Raw genomic sequence first — 15,327 nt, 5'->3', positions numbered from 1 at the left:
GGCAGTACGGCCGCCCGCCGGATCGCGGAGGCCGTCCGCCTGCCCGACCTGCTCGACCGGCATCCCGGTGATGCGGCCCTGCTCGCCGCAGCGGTCAGGCTCCTCGTCCGGATGGGGTGGTCGCACGACGACCCGGCCGACCTCCTCGCCCACCGCGACGCGCCCGCCCTGGACGAGCGCGTCGTCACCCGGGCCCACCTGCTGCCGCCCACCCTCGACCACCACGCCGCGCTCCTCTCCCTCGCCCTGGACCTGAGCAGCGGCACCGCCGTGCTGCTGGACTGGCCGCCCGGCCGGCGCCAGGCGCTGCTGGCCTCACTCGGATGCCTGTTGGCCGAGCCCGGCTGGGCCTGCGCGCCCGACGCCCCCACTGGCGGTGCGGACCGGCGGCGGCGCGCCGACTGGATCCGCCGCACCGGACGCCGGCCCTTCCTCCTCCCGGCCGCGCCCGGCGGGCTGCGCATCGAGGTGGTCGCGGCCGACCCCGCCGACTGCCGGCCCGTCGAGGCCCGCCTCCTCATCGACGGCCGCCCCGTGGTCCCCCAGCTCTTTACCGGCGGCCCTGCCCACAGCCCCGAGTACCTGCTGGACGACGGCCGGCTGCGCGCCGGGCCGCGGCCCCGCGAGGTGCAGCTCGCGGAGGCCTCCTGCACCGAGGGGTGCTGCGGCGCGCTCCACGTCACCGTCCGCCGCGACGGGGACCAGGTGGTGTGGGAGGACTGGCGGCGGCCGCCGGCCGGGCCCGGCTCCCGGGAACCGGAGCCCCGGCCGCCCGCCCACCGGTTCGACGCCGCCGCCTACGACGCGGAGATCGCCCGGGCGCAGGCCGACCGCTCCTGGTCCTGGCCGGCCCGCACCACGGCCCGCCTGATCAGGGCGGGGCTGGCCGGACAGCCCGGGCTGCTGGGCCGGTGGGACGCGCGCCCGGGCTGGACCGGCAGCGGCTTCGACGCCCCGGACGCCGTCGTGGTCACCTTCTGGTACGCGCCCGGACTGGCCTCCGGCACGCCGGTACGGGCCGCGGACCCGCTCCAGTTCCGCTGGGTCCTCCCGGACGACGGCACCTTGCCCGAGGCGCAGGCCGCCGCCGCCCTGCGCTGACTGGCCGAGGAGCACCCGACCACCTGGGCCCAGGTGTGCGGCTGCCGCCGCACACGCGCCGAGGAGCTCGGCTTCCCCTGGCCCGACCGCACGTGAGCAGCCGGAAGGAGGCCGCATCTGCGTCTGGGGCCTTCGGAGCGATTCCTTCCGATGCCCTACCGGCCTTCACCCTTCCGGCCGTAGACGCCCCGGACCGGACGCATACCTGGCGGGCTGCCACCGTCGCGGCCGTGTCCGAGACCGTCCGCAGGCTGTCGACGAACTGATCACGCAGGTGCGGACAGCGCTCGGAGGAGGGGTTCCGCCGAGCCCTGTCCGCACTGAGGCAGACCGCCTGCGGGGGGCGGCCCGGCCGCCCTCACTGCGGCCGTCGAGGCGCTGGCCCCGCATCTGCCCGCCCTCTGCGGGACGTTCACCAAGGCGGCGGTCCTCGCCGGCGCCTGCGTCGAGTGGGACAGATCGCCGGTCGCGCTTGCCGGCGTGCTGCCCGAGCGGACGACCGAGGCCCTGCAGAGGTTCACCGTGGTCCCCGTCCTCTGGGCGCAGGAGGTGCCGGACCGGCTCGCGCCGGCGCTGGGAGCCGACGGCGTGGGAGAGGTGGTGCGTGTCCGAGCGGCTGTCGCCGCGCGGAACGGCCTCGACGCGGCCCAGGCCAGGGCGATCGCTCTGGCCTGGGCCGATGCCGAGGACTGGCCGAAGGTGACGATCACACGGTCCGCGGCAGGCCCGTCCTTCGGCGCTTCCGCCTGTTCGACGGCCATGGGGGCTACGTCGCACCCGAAGGGGTCCCCGGGGACATCAGGCCGCTCGACGGCGTGCGGGTGCTCGTCCTGCACCCGCCGTTCGGCTCGTTCGGCTGGGTCAACGGCCGCACCTTCGAATGCATGGAGCCCTCGCCGGCACGGGACCGCCGGCTCTCCCGGCCGGAGGCGGACGGCCGGCTCGCCCGGATCGCACCGGTCCGCAAGACCGACCTCATGGCACCCGCCCCCCCCTGACCGGCCGCCGCGACCGGGCTTGTACGACCGGTGCCGACAGGACTCCAGATCAGGGCGCCTGTGCGGTGTCCGGCGCGAACCGTCAGACAGGCCCCATGGCAGGAGCGGTGCGCGACACCCGGTCAGCTCATCGTGGTGACCCGGGTTCCGGTGACCTGCGCGAGAGCGTCCCTGTAGGCGTTGGCCTTTGAAGGCGGCAGGACGCCGCTGACCCGCAGCAGAGCCCCGGAGTCTGCAACGAAGTCGTATTCAGTGCCCAGGCCGGGAACCGAGTTCAGGGCGGACTGGATGTACTTCGCGCGAGCGGCGGCCTGCTCCTCGGTGGGGAAGTACTCGACGCTCCCGCCGAGGTCGACTGCCCCCTTGGAGGTGTCGTTCGCCTCGGACACCGCGATCCGACGGTCGGTGAAGGACGCCTTGGAGGTGTACTTGCCGGGTCGGCCCAGCATGTGGTTCTGGTCGGTGTTCTCGTCATAGACCACGGTGAGCTCTGCGGGCGTCTGCTCGCTCTTCAGGGCAGCTACGGCTCGGATGACCGCCTCCGCGGTCGTCGGCCCGGCAAGGGCCGGCGTCGATGCGGCGCTCGGTGCCGCCCGGGATACCGCGGGGGCGGGAGTGGCGTCCTGGGACGGAGCCGCGCCCGAAGAGGAGCAGGCGGTGGCCGACAGGCCGAGCAGGGCCGTAGCGCCGAGCACGGCGAGGGGCTGACGCATGAGGGTTCTCCTTGCCAGAGCTGGTGGGTGCGGCGCGCCCTGTCGGAGGGGCCCGCGGGCCGTCGACACCGGGACGGCCGGCTGAGAGGCGTCCTGCCGCCGTGCCTGAGGAGGGACTCTAGCCTGACCGGAGCCTTCCGACAGGGTCCTCTCAAGTCGCAAGAGCGGGACACTCTTTGTCCTCGTCGTGAAACGCGAATCGGTTCGCGCGGTCCGCCACCGGTCCTCCGGCCGGTGGTCGCCGGATGCGCCGCCGAGGAGGGCGGCCCTCGTGCGGATCCCAGCCCGGGTCCGGCCCCGCCTCGAAGCCGCTCACCTCGTGGTGTGTGCCGTCCAGGGCGTGGCGCATCAGCGCCGGGGACGTCGACACGGTGTCTTCGGGCGCGGTCGGCCTTGGCGCGCAGCCGACGTGTCGGCGGCCTGTCTCGCGAGCGGTGGGTGGGAGGTCCACCAGGGAATTTGCCGGTGCGCTTGGCGGGGCGGCGACTGGAGGCTGGCAGAGCGGTCTTCAGCGGACGGGGCGGCCTTGCGGGGTAACGGATGCCTGCGTCGGAGCGAAGGGGCTGGGGCTGGCGGCGAGGCCGTCGCTGGTGAGGGCGGGGGCGAGATCGGCGAGGAGGGGGTGGGTGGAGGCGACGGTGCGGAGGATGCCGGTGGGGGTGTTGTAGCTGTCCAGGCGCCGGCCGCGGCCGCTGGTGAGCAGAGGACCGGCCCCGGGGGTGCTGTGGGGGGCGGCGGTGCGGCGGTGGGGGAGGTACTCGGCGACGGCGAGCGCGACGGGCGGGGGGACTTCGCGCAGGGCGGTGCCGCCGCCCTTGAGGGTGATGCGGGCGGTGGTGCGGTGCTGTTCGTGGATCCAGTCGTCGAGGTCGAGGGCGACGGCCTGGTGGGCGCGCAGGTCCATGCCGAGGATGAGGTAGCCGAGGGCGCGGGCGCGTTCGGCGTGCGGGCCGCGGTAGCGGTCGAGGGCGGAGAGGAAGAGGGCGGCCTGGGTGGCGTCGAGGGCGGGCCGGCCGGGGGGCAGGGTGGCGACGGGGGGCCTCAGGCCGCGGGGGAGCGGGTTCCTCACCCGGGGGTCGGTCTCGGCGGCGTGGCGGTAGAAGGAGCGCAGGCAGCTGATGCGCCATGCTTCGGTGCGGGGGTTGCCGGCGGCTGCCCAGTGGCTCACGTCGCGGGCGCTGGCGCGCCACACCTTCGCCCCGATGTGCTCGATCCAGGCGGTGGCCTCGCGTTCGTAGTCCTCGCGGGTGCCCTCGGCGTAGGGGCGGCCGGTGAGCCAGTCCTGCAGGACGGCGTAGGGGTCGGGCTCCATGGGACAGAGACTTGCACGAAGAACGACTTGTGATAACAGCCTTAGCAAATCCTTTGGGACCTGGCACCTTCCGAAGCACCGTTCGGAAGGTGCGCGTGAAGGGCACGGCGCATCTCCGCAAGGAGAGTGGCGCTGTCACGGCTGTTATCACAAGTCAGTGCGGAGTGCAGGCCCCGCCCGCTGCCCCGGCGATCGGCAGGTCTTCGGGAACCCTCCTGCCGCTGCGGACACCAGAAGGACGTGGAGTCCTTCCTGCCCAGTCAGCAGAACCCGACCGGCGACCGCCGCGCCTTCGCCGCGCTCTTCGACGAGCACGCCCGGACGGTGCACGCGCACGCGGCCCGCGCCACCGGGGACGGAAACACCGCCGATGACGTGGTGTCACTGACGTTCCTCGAGGCCTGGCGGCTGCGGGACAGACTGCGCGGCGACGTGGTCAACCCGCGGGCGTGGCTGCTGGGCATCGCCACCAACGTGCTCCGCAACACCGCGAGAGCCGCGCGCCGGCACCGTGCGGCGATGTCCCGCCTTCCTCCCCGTGAGCCGGTACCGGACTTCGCCGACGAGGTCGTGGGCAGGATCGCCGACGCCGCCACGGCAGCCGCGGCCGTGGCGGCGCTCGGGCGGCTGCGCCGCAGCGAACGCGAGGTCTTCACCCTCGTGGTGTGGTCGGGACTGGGCTACGCGGAGGCCGCACAGGCCCTGGGCATCCCCGTGGGCACCGTCCGGTCCCGGCTGTCCCGCGCCCGGGACAGACTCCGCAGGACCGTCGCGGCACAAGGCCCGCCGGAGCGGGGAGCGAGGGAACCGGACCGCGGCCGCGGACACCACGTCCACGACAGCCGGTCGTCCATGAGGAGCCACCCGGGGAGGCAGCCGTGACCACCGCATCCGCGGACAGCCATGAGCAGGACGAGCACCGCGAGCGCCGCGAACTCGGACGACTGCTGCCACCGCCGCCCCACCCGGGCCTGCCACCGGGCCGTCTGGGCACGACCAGGGAGTTCCTGCTGAACGAGATCGACCGCTCCCACCGCCCTTCCGCCCCGGCCGCCCGGCGACGGGTCCGCCTCGTCCTGACGGCAGTGGCCGCCACCGCCGCAGCCGTCGCCGTGGTGGTGGCCACCCAGGGCAGCGGCGCGCCGGGTGAGAGGACGCCGCCGGCCACCGCTGCATCCGTGCAGCTCCTGGACCGGGTGGCGCAGGCCGCCTACGCCCGGCCCCAGGCGCAGCCCCGCGCCGGCCAGTACACCTACGTCAGGACGGTCGGCCACAGCACCTCGCTGAGCGAGAGAAGCGACGGCTCGATGCAGCGCGACACCATCACTCAGAACCGGGAGGACTGGACGCCGGTGGACGGCGACCGGCCCGGCCTCCAGCGCAGCAGCGGCGGCGACCGGCAGACCCCGGCCCTCCACGGCGGCACGCTCAACTCGCCCACCTACGCGTTCCTGGCCGGCCTGCCGACCGACCCGCAGGCCCTGCTGAAGCGGATCTACGCCGACGCCGACCTCAACCACGGACCCGGCTCGGGGTCGACCACCGGGCCGGACCAGGAGGCCTTCACCACCATCGGCGACCTGCTGCGCTCCTCCGTCGCGCCTCCCCGGGTCAGCGCGGCGCTGTACCGGGCCGCGGGGCGCATCCCCGGGGTGGTGACGGTCGACGACGCCGTCGACGCGGCCGGCCGGCACGGCGTGGCCGTCGCCCGGGTCCACGGCGGCGAGCGCTCGGAGTGGATCTTCGACAGGCGGAGCCTGCGCCTGCTCGGCGAGCGCACCGTCCTCCTGGAGGACGGCCCCTGGGGCAGGGCGGGGGACGAGGTGACCTCCATCGCCGTCGTCGGCCGCGGCATCGTCGACGCCGCAGGGCAGACCCCCGGCGCGAGATCGAACTCCTGATCGGAAACAGCCATGATCGGCCGATCCGCCTGGGAACCTTTGTGCGACCCGATGCGCCCTGGAATTGGCGGAGTCAGGATGCGGGGTTTCAGGCTACGGGGATGGTCGTCGGCAAACGGAGCAGTGCGCCGCCCGGCAGGCCCTTCTCAGGCGGCCGCCGGGCGGCGGCGTCCCCGCCCGGGGAGGCGCGGGGGGCTGCGGCTACAACGCGATCGCGCGGTAGCCCAGCGCGGCGTCGACGACCGCCTCGGCGGAGGCGCCCAGCAGCTCGGCGGGCGGATGGAAGACGAGGTCGCCGACACGGGGATGCGGCACGTTGGCCTCGAGGAGCCGCAGGTAGTAGTCCGTCTCCGGGGACGCGCCCATGGTCCGGCGGGCGATCTCGGCAAGCTCGGCGCGGGTGACGCCGGGCACCTTCGGGCGGGCCGGCCGCGCGGCCTCGCAGGCGAACTCCTCCAGGCTGCGCCAGCCGCTCCAGGTCGCGAAGTCGTCGAGCGTGTATGTGTGTCCGGTCACCGCGTTGAAGGCGACGACGGCGTCCTGCGCCTGCGCCCGTTCTCCGCGGTCGAGCAGGGCCTCGATCCACTCGACGGCAAGGGCGAGCTCATCCAGGCGCCGCCGGGACACGGGCGGGGGGAGCAGTTCCGGGCGCAGGTCCATGGCTCACATGAGGGGCGGTGGCGGCTTCTTGCAGCGCGCCTCCCAGGGACCATGAGCCATCGACCCGCGGCGGGGGTACGGAGACGCTCTGGCAGTCTGGTCGCATGGACGATCTTGTCGGTACCCAGGTGCCTCGCCGTCGGATGTCCGATCCGCTCGAGTCGGTTGCGGAGCTGGAACGTGTCGTGCCCGGTCTTGCTACGCACTGCCGTCCGGTGCCGGCGGTCCTCGACTGGTCGGAGTTGGAGACGGACCTGGGGGCGGCGCTGCCGGCTGACTTCAAGCTGCTGAGCGAGTTGTACCCGGCTTTCGAGCTGGGCGGCTTCCTGCTGGTCGGCCTTCCCGGACCGGGCACGGAACGGGGCTGGCCCGAGGGAGGCCGAGATCTTCTGGAGACGGCTGCGGAGTGGTGCGAGGACGCGGAGCTGACCGTTCCGCTGCACCCCTGGCCTGCGCCGGGCGGTCTGTATCCCTGGGGCACCTCCAACGAGGGGGACTTCTTCCTGTGGGCCACCAGCCCCGCCGGACCATGGGCCTGGACGGTCACCGTCGCCTCCCGCAACGGGTGCTGGTGGCACTACACCGGCGGGGCGGTCCAGTTCCTGGCGGACCTGGTCGGCGGAGCACTGGAGCCGTGGGGGCTGCCGCCGGTCCGCCCCATCGTGAGCTGGGTCGGCGGCTCGGGCGGCGGTGGCCGGTGAGGGCGGCGGCCGGGCCGTCGAGCGCGAGGAAATGCCCGGCGTTGCGCCCGTCGCGGCGGCGGAGCCGTCGGCGGCCACCGGGCCGGGCCCGCTGTGTGCTCCACGGTCCGGCGACGGCGGCGCAGGCATTCAGAGAACTCCACGCTCCTGGGCCGGCCGTACCGACGAGGGGCGGGTGATCGGCTCGCCGTTGACAGGCGGGCCCGGGTCAGCGTGGCATGAAGCGGCTGAGCTCGCAGGACCGCTCCTGCAGTCGGGCCGCCCAGGTGTCCTCGTCCCGTGAAGCGGGCGCCCTCGTGGAGGCCGAGACCTGCACGTCCGCAAGGACGTCCTGCACGGCCGCGGGCAGGGCCCGGTGCCCGGTGATTCCGGCGCGCTCGGCGAGCACCAGCACCGTGGCGGAATCCCTCGGAGAGGGCCGACACGACGACGTGGCGGGCCCCACGGTGACGCTCTAGCAGGGCGTGGACGAAGCCCTCGAAGAGGACCGGGTCGATCCGGCACTCGTCGTCCTCCACCGGCCCGATGCCCGAGGGGACCCCCAACTCCGCCTCGAAGAGCGCCACCTGGAGCAGGAAAAGGCGGGCTGCCCCGCTCGACCACCCAGCGGCGGCGGCCCAGGCGCCCCGAGCTCTCCATCCCACGGCACGCGATGCGCGGGACAATGCCGCGGGCACGCAGCCACTTCCGCAGGCGGTCGTAGTCGTAGCCCTTGTCCGCATGTAGTTTGGCGGGTCGTCGTCGGCCGGTCCTCGTCTGGAGCGAATGGGCGGGATGCCCTGCACCAGCGGCTCCAGAGCCTGGCTGTCGTGCAGGTTGGCACCAGAAATCGCAACAGAGATCGGCAAGCCATTCCGGTCGCAGATGAGGTGGATCTTTGATCCCTTCTTGCCGCGATCGGTCGGATTCGGTCCGGTCAGGAGCCCCTTTTGGTCGCGCGGATGCTCACCGATTCGATAGCGCAATGGGACCAGTCCAGTTCCCCACGGCTTCCGAGCTCGTCAAGGATCACGCGGTGGAGACGGGCCCAGACGCGGTCGCGGCTCCACTGAGCGAAGCGCCGGTAGACCGTCTGCCAGCACGGCCCGAACACCGGCGGCAACTGCCGCCAGGTGCATCCGGACGTGGCCACAAACACGATCGCCGCCATCGTCTCCCGGTCCCCTGCACGCCGTCGGCCGCCACCTTGCGGGCGCCGGACGACAGTCTCCGGAACTACCCGCCGAATCTGACGTCCTAGCGGAGGTGGTGCTCCGTGGGCGGTGGAACGGGTTGCCCCTGGTGGCGCGTTGAGTCGAGATGACTCTGGGAGGAAAACCTTGTCGAGCCTGAGCTTCCCGCCGGGGCGGGCGATCGGACGCGGGGCGGGCTGGTACCGCGGGGACTGCCATGTCCACTCCGTTCACTCCGACGGGGAACTCACACCCGAGGAGTTGGCTGCCCGGGCGCACGCGGCCGGGCTCGACTTCATCGCGACGACGGAGCACAACTCAGCGGCGGTCCCGGGTGTCTGGGGGCATCTGGCCGCCGATGACTTCTTGATCCTTCTCGGCGAAGAGGTGACCACGAAGACCGGGCACTGGCTGGCGCTCGGCCTCGATCCCGGCGAGGTCGTCGGCTGGAACCACCAGGCCGGGGACGGGCTGGTGGACAAGTGCCTGGCCCAGGTCCACCGAGCAGGGGGCCTGTGCGTGGCCGCGCATCCGCATGCGCCCTATCCGTCGGGCGACTTCATGTTCTCCTTCCTCGGCTTCGACGTGGTCGAGGTGTGGAACGGGCTGTGGACGTCGGACCGGCCCTGGAATGCCGACAACGAGGCGGCCCTGGCCGCATGGGGGCGGAGCCTTGCGGCGGACCTCCGCACAGGCTCGTGGCGGCCGGCGATGGGCAACAGCGACACCCACCTGGAAGGGCAGATCGGGATCCCTCACACCGTGGTCTTCTCCAAGGAACTGAGCACCCAGGCAGTCCTGGCCGGGATCCGCGCCGGCCGCAGTTGGATCGCCGAGTCGGCGGATGTGGACGTGTCGTTCACCGCCCATGCCGCCGGCCGCGTTGCCGGGGTGGGAGAGCGGCTCGCGACTCATGGTGGTCAGGTGGAAGTCCACGCGGCAGTACGAGGTGTGCCGGCGGGGACCATCAGCTTCCACACCGATCGAGGGAAGGTCCACCGCGCTCCTCTCCCCGGTGACGGGGCGGGAGCGGTTCAGTGGGACACGACAGCGGAGGACTCGGCGTTCGTTCGCATCGAGGTCCGCCATCCCCAGGGGCACGTCGCCGCACTCACCAATCCGATCATCCTCAACCGACCACTCGTTTCATCGTGAGGTCCGCAGGCGACGGAGGCAGATGAGGCTGCATGCCGATTCGAGCAGGCCCTGAGGGAGGTCGGCGCGACTTTCGTGGCGAATTCGGAGTCGTTTGAACTGGTACAGCCAGGCGAGGGCCCGTTCCACCACCCAACAGACTTTGCCGAGCCCCGGGCCGTGGGCGGTGCCGCGTCGGGCGATCACCGGCTTGATGCCGCGCTTCCACAGCAGGCGGCGGTATGTGTCGAAGTCGTAGCCGCGGTCGGCATGCAGGTGCCGCAGCTTGCGACGAGGCCGTCCTCGAAGCCCCCGGATCGGCGGGACCGCGTCGAGTAGCGGCAGCAACTGGGTGACGTCGTGACGGTTGCCGCCGGTGAGCGTGACGGCGAGCGGGGTTCCGTGCCGGTCGACGATCAGGTGGTGCTTGGAGCCGTGACGGGCACGGTCGACCGCCGCAAGACCGGCAGCAAGCACCACCTAATGGGGATCTACGGGGCCGGTGAAGCCTGAAGCACCACCGGGTGTGGAGCCCTTTGATCAGACGGGCTCACCGGCTCCCGTACCGCCGGCAGCGGGTCTGACGCATGTCTGGAGAGCCTGCCCGCCGGCACCCCCAACACGGCACCGATCAGGTGGCCGGGTCGTTGACGTTCGTGGTTCGAGCCTCTCGCAGTGGTCACCTCTCAATCCATCGGGAGCCGCAGAGCTCCTGCGAAGACCGAGGGCCCCGCGGGCAGCTGGGGTCACGAACGGCTGATCGGATGCTGGGCCACCAGAGCCCTTCCATTAGGGAGTCGCGTGTCTCCGCACGGCTGCGACCAGCAGCGAAACACTGCGGACGGAAGGATGTGAGACAAGCCCATGAAGGCATACTGCGGGATCGACTGGGCCAGCGACCATCACGACATCGCCCTGGTCGACACCGAGGGCAAGCTCGTGGCCCGAGCCAGGATCGGCGATGACGCCGCCGGTCTCCAGCAGCTCCTCAACCTGCTGGCCGAATACGAAGACGCCGCCGAATCCCCGGTACCGGTGGCCATCGAAACCTCCCGAGGGCTGCTGGTCGCCAGCCTGCGGGCCACCGGGCGGCCCGTCTACGCGATCAACCCGATGGCCGCCGCCCGCTATCGCGAACGCCACACCGTCGCGCGCAAGAAGTCCGACCACTTCGACGCCACGATGCTGGCACACATCCTGCGCACCGATGCGGCCGCCCACCGGCAGTTGCCCGCCGACAGCGAGCTGGCGCAGGCCATCGCCGTCCTGGCCCGCGCTCAGCAGGACGCGGTCTGGGACCGCACCCAGGCAGCCAACAAACTCCGCTCCCACCTGCGCGAGTACTTCCCCGGCTACCTGGCCGCCGTCCAGCCGCTCCTCGGCGGCCTGTGCTCGCCCCTGGCCCGCAGCCTGCTGGCCGCCGCACCAACACCGGGCCAGATCGCTCGGCTCACCCGCACCCAGCTGAGGGCCGCGCTCAAGAAAGCCGGCCGCCAGCGCGGCATCGAGGCCGAAGTCGAGCGTCTGCACACAGCACTGCGTGTCCCACAGATGCGCCATCTGCCCCTGGTCGAGGACGCGATGGGCCGCCAGGCCCTGGCCCTGCTGCGCAAGCTCGACGCAGCCTGCAGCAGCGCGGAGGAGCTCGCCGAAGCCACCACTGCGTTGTTCGAGAAGCACCCGGACGCCGAGATCATCACCAGCTTTCCGGGACTCGGCTCGCTCTCCGGCGCTCGGGTGCTGGCTGAGATCGGCGATGACCGATCCCGCTTCACCAGCGCGAGAGCACTCAAGGCATACGCCGGCGCAGCTCCGGTGACCCGGGCGTCGGGCAAGAGCGTGTCCGTCAAGGTCCGCCGCATCAAGAACCAGCGCCTGGCCGCGGTCGGGTATGTCTGGGCCTTCGCCTCACTGACCGCCTCACCGGGGGCCAGAGCCCACTACGACCGCCGCCGTGCCGACGGAGACCGCCACATCTCAGCCCAGCGCAACCTCTTCAACCGCATGCTCGGCTGCCTCCACCACTGCCTCACCAATAATGTCCCCTACGACGAGACCACCGCCTTCCCGGCCCCGCCGATCGTCACCCTTGCAGTGGCTGCTTGACAGCCCCCTCCACCGAACTGGGATCGCCCAGTCACATGAGGAGTCACTCCGGCAAAGGGCTCAACCGGCCGCTCATACGCGGATCGTCCACCTCTCCCGGATGCGTCAGCCGGATACCGAAAGCGTTCTCAACAAGCGACAGGACGCCATAGCGAAGGGGCCGCTCGCCAGGGACGAGCCCCAACGGCCGCATGTACTCATCAAGTCGTGCCGGGTCCAGCCCGGTCGGCTCAATCGCCTGGAGCGTGTGAAAGTCGACGATGACGTCGCCGTCGACCGCGTACTTGAACCAGTACATCGGCTTCTCGTTGTAGTGCAGCGCAACGGCCTCGGTGCCGACAGACACGGCGCTCAAGATCTGCTCCTCGAGCCCGTGCACACCACCCTGTTCCCACGCCCAGGTCCATGCTCCATCGACGCCCGTGGTGACGACGGGTTCCTCATCGTCGAGAAGGTCGTCGCCGAAGTCGTCCGACAGATCCATCCCGTCGCGAAGGGCGAGGGTTTCCTGGTCAACTCTCATGCGGGTGAGCAACTCGACAGGGCTCAGCCCCCGTACGAAGGTCAACGTGTAGATGGGGAAGTCGCCTACCCGGAACATCTCCAAGCCGCGTCCTGCGTGTGCACTCGTCATTCGGCGGATGCTGTCACACCCCACTGACACCACAGCCAACCGCAGTGGCTTGACAGATCAACTGCATCGGATGTCTGATCACCGACGGCGGCGGCATCCCGCTGAAGGTCATCACCACCGCCGCGAACGTCAACGACGTCACCCAGACCCTCGCCCTGACTGAGGCATTCGACCGGCCTTACGCATCCGGGTGACCGTAGTCGTCTTCGAAGAGGCAGTCCGGCACGAGCCTTCGGCACGGTTGTGGCCTTCCAGAACCGGTGCGGCAACAGCTGGGACCTGATGCAACTGCCTCCGGCCATCGTGGAGGATGCCCATATGTCGCTCTCCCAGGTCCACCTACCAACTGCTCTTGTCGCGCGATACCGAGCGGTCGATCGCGAGATCGTCGGCTCCGCGCTCGTCGACACACCAAGTCATCTGGATGCGTTGACCGTGGACATCAGAAAGCGCGGGATCCTGACACCGCTGCGCCTCGGGTTCAACGAGGAGTTCGGGACCCTCGACGGAAACCATCGGATTGCCGTGGCCATTCGACTTGGCCTGGAATCGGTCCCCGTCATCTTGCTCAGAGAACCGCTAGTGCTCTGACCGGGTTGGTTCGCCGGGTTGGTGGTCGGGCGGTTGGATGTGCGGTGACGTCCGTCCGACCGTTTGGGGGGTGTGGTGGCCGAGCCTGTCCGTGTGCGCAGGTTGACCGACCAGGAGGGGCAGAAGCTGCAGCAGATCGTGCGCCGGGGTAGCACCAGTTCGGTGCGGTTCCGGCGGGCGATGATGCTGCTGGCCTCGGCTGGCGGGAACCGGGTCCCGGCGATCGCCCAGCTGGTGCAGGCCGACGAGGACACCGTCCGCGACGTGATCCACCGGTTCAACGAGATCAGGCTGGCCTGCTTGGACCCTCGGTGGGCGGGAGGCCGTCCCCGCCTTCTCAGTCATGACGACGAGGACTTCGTCGTCCAGACGGCCACCACCCGCCCGACCAAGTTCGGCCAGCCCTTCACCCGATGGTCGATCCGCAAACTCGCCGTCTACCTGCGGAAAGTCCACGGCCGCGTGATCCGGATCGGCCGCGAGGCGTTACGGTGCCTGCTCGCCCGCCGCGGCATCACCTTCCAGCGCACCAAGACCTGGAAGGAGTCACCCGATCCCGACCGCGACGCCAAGCTGGATCGCATCGAGCACGTCCTGGACCGCTTCCCTGACCGGGTCTTCGCGTTCGACGAGTTCGGGCCCCTCGGCATCCGTCCCACGGGCGGCTCCGGATGGGCACCCGCCGGTCACCCCGAGCGGCACCCCGCGACCTACCACCGCACACACGGCGTCCGCTACTTCCACGGCTGCTACTCGATCGGCGACGACAGGCTGTGGGGCGTCAACCGACGCAGGAAGGGCGCCGGCAACACGCTGGCCGCGCTCAGGTCGATCCGCGCGGCCCGCCCGGACGGCGCCCCGATCTACGTCATCCTGGACAACCTCTCCGCCCACAAGGGCGAGACGATCCGCCGTTGGGCGAAGAAGAACCGGGTCGAACTCTGCTTCACCCCGACCTACGCGTCCTGGGCCAACCCGATCGAGGCCCACTTCGGGCCGCTTCGGCAGTTCACGATCGCGAACTCCCACCACCGCAACCACACCGTCCAGACCTGGGCCCTGCACGCCTACCTCCGCTGGAGGAACGCGAACGCCCGCCACCCCGACGTCCTCGCCGCCCAACGCCGCGAGCGCGCCCGTGTCCGCAGCGAGAAGGGCATCCGCTGGGGCGGACGCCCACGCGACACGGCAGCCTGACGACCCGGTGAACCGTCGCGGTCAGAAGGGAAATAGCGCCATCTCAACCCAGCAGTTCCATCAGGCGGTCGGCCTGCCGCTCTGCGGTGCCGGGTGGATTCCTGGGGCTGTCTGGATCATCGAACGACAACAGGAACAGCCAGACAAGGGCGAGGAGCCGCCGGCAGTCGCGAAGCCGGGATGCCTCGGCTGCGGTCAAGTCGACGTGTGCCAAGAACGAGGAGACATCGAGGGGCGGTCCGATCCAACTGGACACATGCTCGGTGATCTCCGCCAACTCGAAGGCTCGATCACTGCGGCCGGAGTCCTCGAAGTCGACGACCTGGACCTTGTTTCCGTCCCAGAGGTAGTTGGCGAGGTTGCCGTCTCCAGGTCCGAACGCCGCTGGGACATCAGGCTCGCCGTTCTCCAGACCCGACTGGGCCAGCCACGCCAATCCAGCGACCTTGCCGCGGGCTACGACGCTGCTGTCGTCACGACGCTCGACAGCTGACCAGGTACGCAGGTGCGTGATCAGCTCGCCTTGATGTCCCGGCCTGAGCGGAACTCCCGCGAGCACTGACGGCGGGACCGCATTGTGCATTGCGGTGACGGCATCCGCGAGGACCTTCAGCTGCCGGTGGTCGAGAGAGCTTCCCCGCAGAGGCGAGCCGCTCAGCCGGGACATCACGAGGGTCGGCTGCGGGGCAGCCAACTCCGATAGAAGCGGCTTGGCGGCCAAGCCGGGAGCATACGCGGCAAGCAGTGTCAGCGCACGAAACTCGCGCTCGCACCGCTCGCGGTCTCCCACGCTGAACCGCTTGATGACACTGGTTGGCCCCATCTCGATCGCGTGAGTGCTCCATCGATCTGAACTCATGGAAGGTGATCTTGCCAGGCGTCAGCCTGTCGCAGGAGACGCTGACAACCGATCGAACCCACGGTCTCGCCGCCTCGGTTCGGCGACCTGACCAAACCGGTGAACCTTCACGGTCAAAGCACTAGGCCGTGTCTGATAATTGATCTTGTGGTGGGTCGTGGTGAGTTGACGGATGCGGCGTGGGAGCGGATCGCGCCGCTGCTGCCGGGTGCCGACGGGCGGGGTCGTCCGTGGCGGGATCACCGGCA

At 71.0% G+C, this 15,327-nt stretch carries 16 protein-coding genes and 3 pseudogenes; 10 read left to right on the top strand and 9 right to left on the bottom strand.

All coding sequences use genetic code 11. The features are described 5' to 3' along the window. The first annotated feature begins 111 nt into the window (after window positions 1-111). Together LO771_RS31520 and LO771_RS27825 are read left to right on the top strand one after the other, a co-directional pair. The gene (locus tag LO771_RS31520; RefSeq protein WP_308189026.1) at window positions 112-1,101 is read left to right on the top strand and encodes a hypothetical protein; all 990 of its coding nucleotides are present in this window, start codon (window positions 112-114) and stop codon (window positions 1,099-1,101) included. An 815-nt stretch (window positions 1,102-1,916) separates the two neighbouring features. Further along, a complete protein-coding gene (locus tag LO771_RS27825) occupies window positions 1,917-2,099 on the top strand; it encodes a hypothetical protein (protein ID WP_230747569.1) in 183 nt (60 codons plus the stop codon). 122 nt (window positions 2,100-2,221) lie between these two features. Here LO771_RS27825 and LO771_RS27820 read toward each other — a convergent pair whose 3' ends face one another. Beyond that, entirely contained in the window at window positions 2,222-2,581 is a 360-nt protein-coding gene (locus tag LO771_RS27820; RefSeq protein WP_230747568.1) for a hypothetical protein, read from the bottom strand. A 739-nt stretch (window positions 2,582-3,320) separates the two neighbouring features. Next, window positions 3,321-4,124 carry a hypothetical protein gene (locus LO771_RS27815; protein WP_230747567.1) on the bottom strand — a complete coding sequence of 268 codons (804 nt, stop codon included), beginning with the start codon at window positions 4,122-4,124 and terminating at the stop codon, window positions 3,321-3,323. A gap of 240 nt (window positions 4,125-4,364) precedes the next feature. Here LO771_RS27815 and LO771_RS27810 point away from each other — a divergent pair, with 240 nt between their 5' ends. Together LO771_RS27810 and LO771_RS27805 are read left to right on the top strand one after the other, a co-directional pair. After that, window positions 4,365-5,006 carry an RNA polymerase sigma factor gene (locus LO771_RS27810; protein WP_230747566.1) on the top strand — a complete coding sequence of 214 codons (642 nt, stop codon included), beginning with the start codon at window positions 4,365-4,367 and terminating at the stop codon, window positions 5,004-5,006. After that, window positions 5,003-6,025, top strand: coding sequence for a CU044_5270 family protein (locus tag LO771_RS27805; protein WP_230747565.1), 1,023 nt, complete (start codon window positions 5,003-5,005; stop codon window positions 6,023-6,025). Before LO771_RS27810 ends, LO771_RS27805 begins: the two co-directional genes overlap by 4 nt. Window positions 6,026-6,226: 201 nt before the next feature. Here LO771_RS27805 and LO771_RS27800 read toward each other — a convergent pair whose 3' ends face one another. Further along, a complete protein-coding gene (locus LO771_RS27800; protein ID WP_230747564.1) occupies window positions 6,227-6,685 on the bottom strand; it encodes a hypothetical protein in 459 nt (152 codons plus the stop codon). A 143-nt stretch (window positions 6,686-6,828) separates the two neighbouring features. Here LO771_RS27800 and LO771_RS27795 point away from each other — a divergent pair, with 143 nt between their 5' ends. Then, window positions 6,829-7,386, top strand: a complete 558-nt coding sequence (locus tag LO771_RS27795; protein ID WP_230747563.1) for an SMI1/KNR4 family protein — start codon at window positions 6,829-6,831, stop codon at window positions 7,384-7,386. A gap of 208 nt (window positions 7,387-7,594) precedes the next feature. On the opposite strand, the gene LO771_RS27790 is transcribed toward LO771_RS27795, so the two are convergent. The 3 genes and pseudogenes from LO771_RS27790 to LO771_RS27780 all read right to left on the bottom strand — a co-directional run. Continuing rightward, on the bottom strand, window positions 7,595-7,780 hold the full coding sequence (locus LO771_RS27790; protein WP_230747610.1) for a hypothetical protein: 186 nt from the start codon (window positions 7,778-7,780) through the stop codon (window positions 7,595-7,597). A 67-nt stretch (window positions 7,781-7,847) separates the two neighbouring features. Beyond that, a pseudogene (locus tag LO771_RS27785) lies at window positions 7,848-7,925 on the bottom strand (hypothetical protein); the annotation flags it as partial. A 52-nt stretch (window positions 7,926-7,977) separates the two neighbouring features. Continuing rightward, a pseudogene (locus tag LO771_RS27780) lies at window positions 7,978-8,614 on the bottom strand (IS5 family transposase); the annotation flags it as partial. Window positions 8,615-8,705: 91 nt separating this feature from the next. On the opposite strand from LO771_RS27780, the gene LO771_RS27775 reads away from it, so the two are divergent. Further along, the gene (locus tag LO771_RS27775; protein ID WP_230747562.1) at window positions 8,706-9,713 is read left to right on the top strand and encodes a CehA/McbA family metallohydrolase; all 1,008 of its coding nucleotides are present in this window, start codon (window positions 8,706-8,708) and stop codon (window positions 9,711-9,713) included. Here LO771_RS27775 and LO771_RS27770 read toward each other — a convergent pair. Beyond that, window positions 9,705-10,157: pseudogene (locus LO771_RS27770) on the bottom strand (IS5 family transposase); the annotation flags it as partial. The gene LO771_RS27775 and the pseudogene LO771_RS27770 overlap by 9 nt on opposite strands. Window positions 10,158-10,556: 399 nt before the next feature. Here LO771_RS27770 and LO771_RS27765 point away from each other — a divergent pair. Beyond that, entirely contained in the window at window positions 10,557-11,798 is a 1,242-nt protein-coding gene (locus LO771_RS27765) for an IS110 family transposase (protein ID WP_230747560.1), read from the top strand. 43 nt (window positions 11,799-11,841) lie between these two features. Here LO771_RS27765 and LO771_RS27760 read toward each other — a convergent pair whose 3' ends face one another. Further along, window positions 11,842-12,432 (bottom strand): DUF6461 domain-containing protein, encoded by a 591-nt coding sequence (locus LO771_RS27760; protein ID WP_230747558.1) that lies wholly within the window; start codon window positions 12,430-12,432, stop codon window positions 11,842-11,844. A gap of 243 nt (window positions 12,433-12,675) precedes the next feature. On the opposite strand from LO771_RS27760, the gene LO771_RS27755 reads away from it, so the two are divergent. After that, complete coding sequence (locus tag LO771_RS27755) at window positions 12,676-13,023, top strand: hypothetical protein (RefSeq protein WP_230747557.1); 348 nt, start codon at window positions 12,676-12,678, stop codon at window positions 13,021-13,023. Window positions 13,024-13,098: 75 nt separating this feature from the next. After that, window positions 13,099-14,220: an IS630 family transposase gene (locus LO771_RS27750; RefSeq protein WP_308189024.1), complete on the top strand. Its 1,122-nt coding sequence runs from the start codon at window positions 13,099-13,101 to the stop codon at window positions 14,218-14,220. A gap of 43 nt (window positions 14,221-14,263) precedes the next feature. Here LO771_RS27750 and LO771_RS27745 read toward each other — a convergent pair whose 3' ends face one another. Further along, window positions 14,264-15,079: a phosphotransferase family protein gene (locus LO771_RS27745; protein ID WP_230747554.1), complete on the bottom strand. Its 816-nt coding sequence runs from the start codon at window positions 15,077-15,079 to the stop codon at window positions 14,264-14,266. 147 nt (window positions 15,080-15,226) lie between these two features. On the opposite strand from LO771_RS27745, the gene LO771_RS31515 reads away from it, so the two are divergent. After that, a partial coding sequence (locus LO771_RS31515; RefSeq protein ID WP_374228235.1) for a transposase occupies window positions 15,227-15,327 on the top strand: 101 nt, incomplete at its 3' end.

Source organism: Streptacidiphilus sp. ASG 303 (assembly GCF_020991365.1).
GTDB lineage: Bacteria > Actinomycetota > Actinomycetes > Streptomycetales > Streptomycetaceae > Peterkaempfera.
The sequence above is the reverse complement of the archived record's forward strand: the minus strand, read 5'-3'. Positions and strand labels throughout refer to the sequence as shown.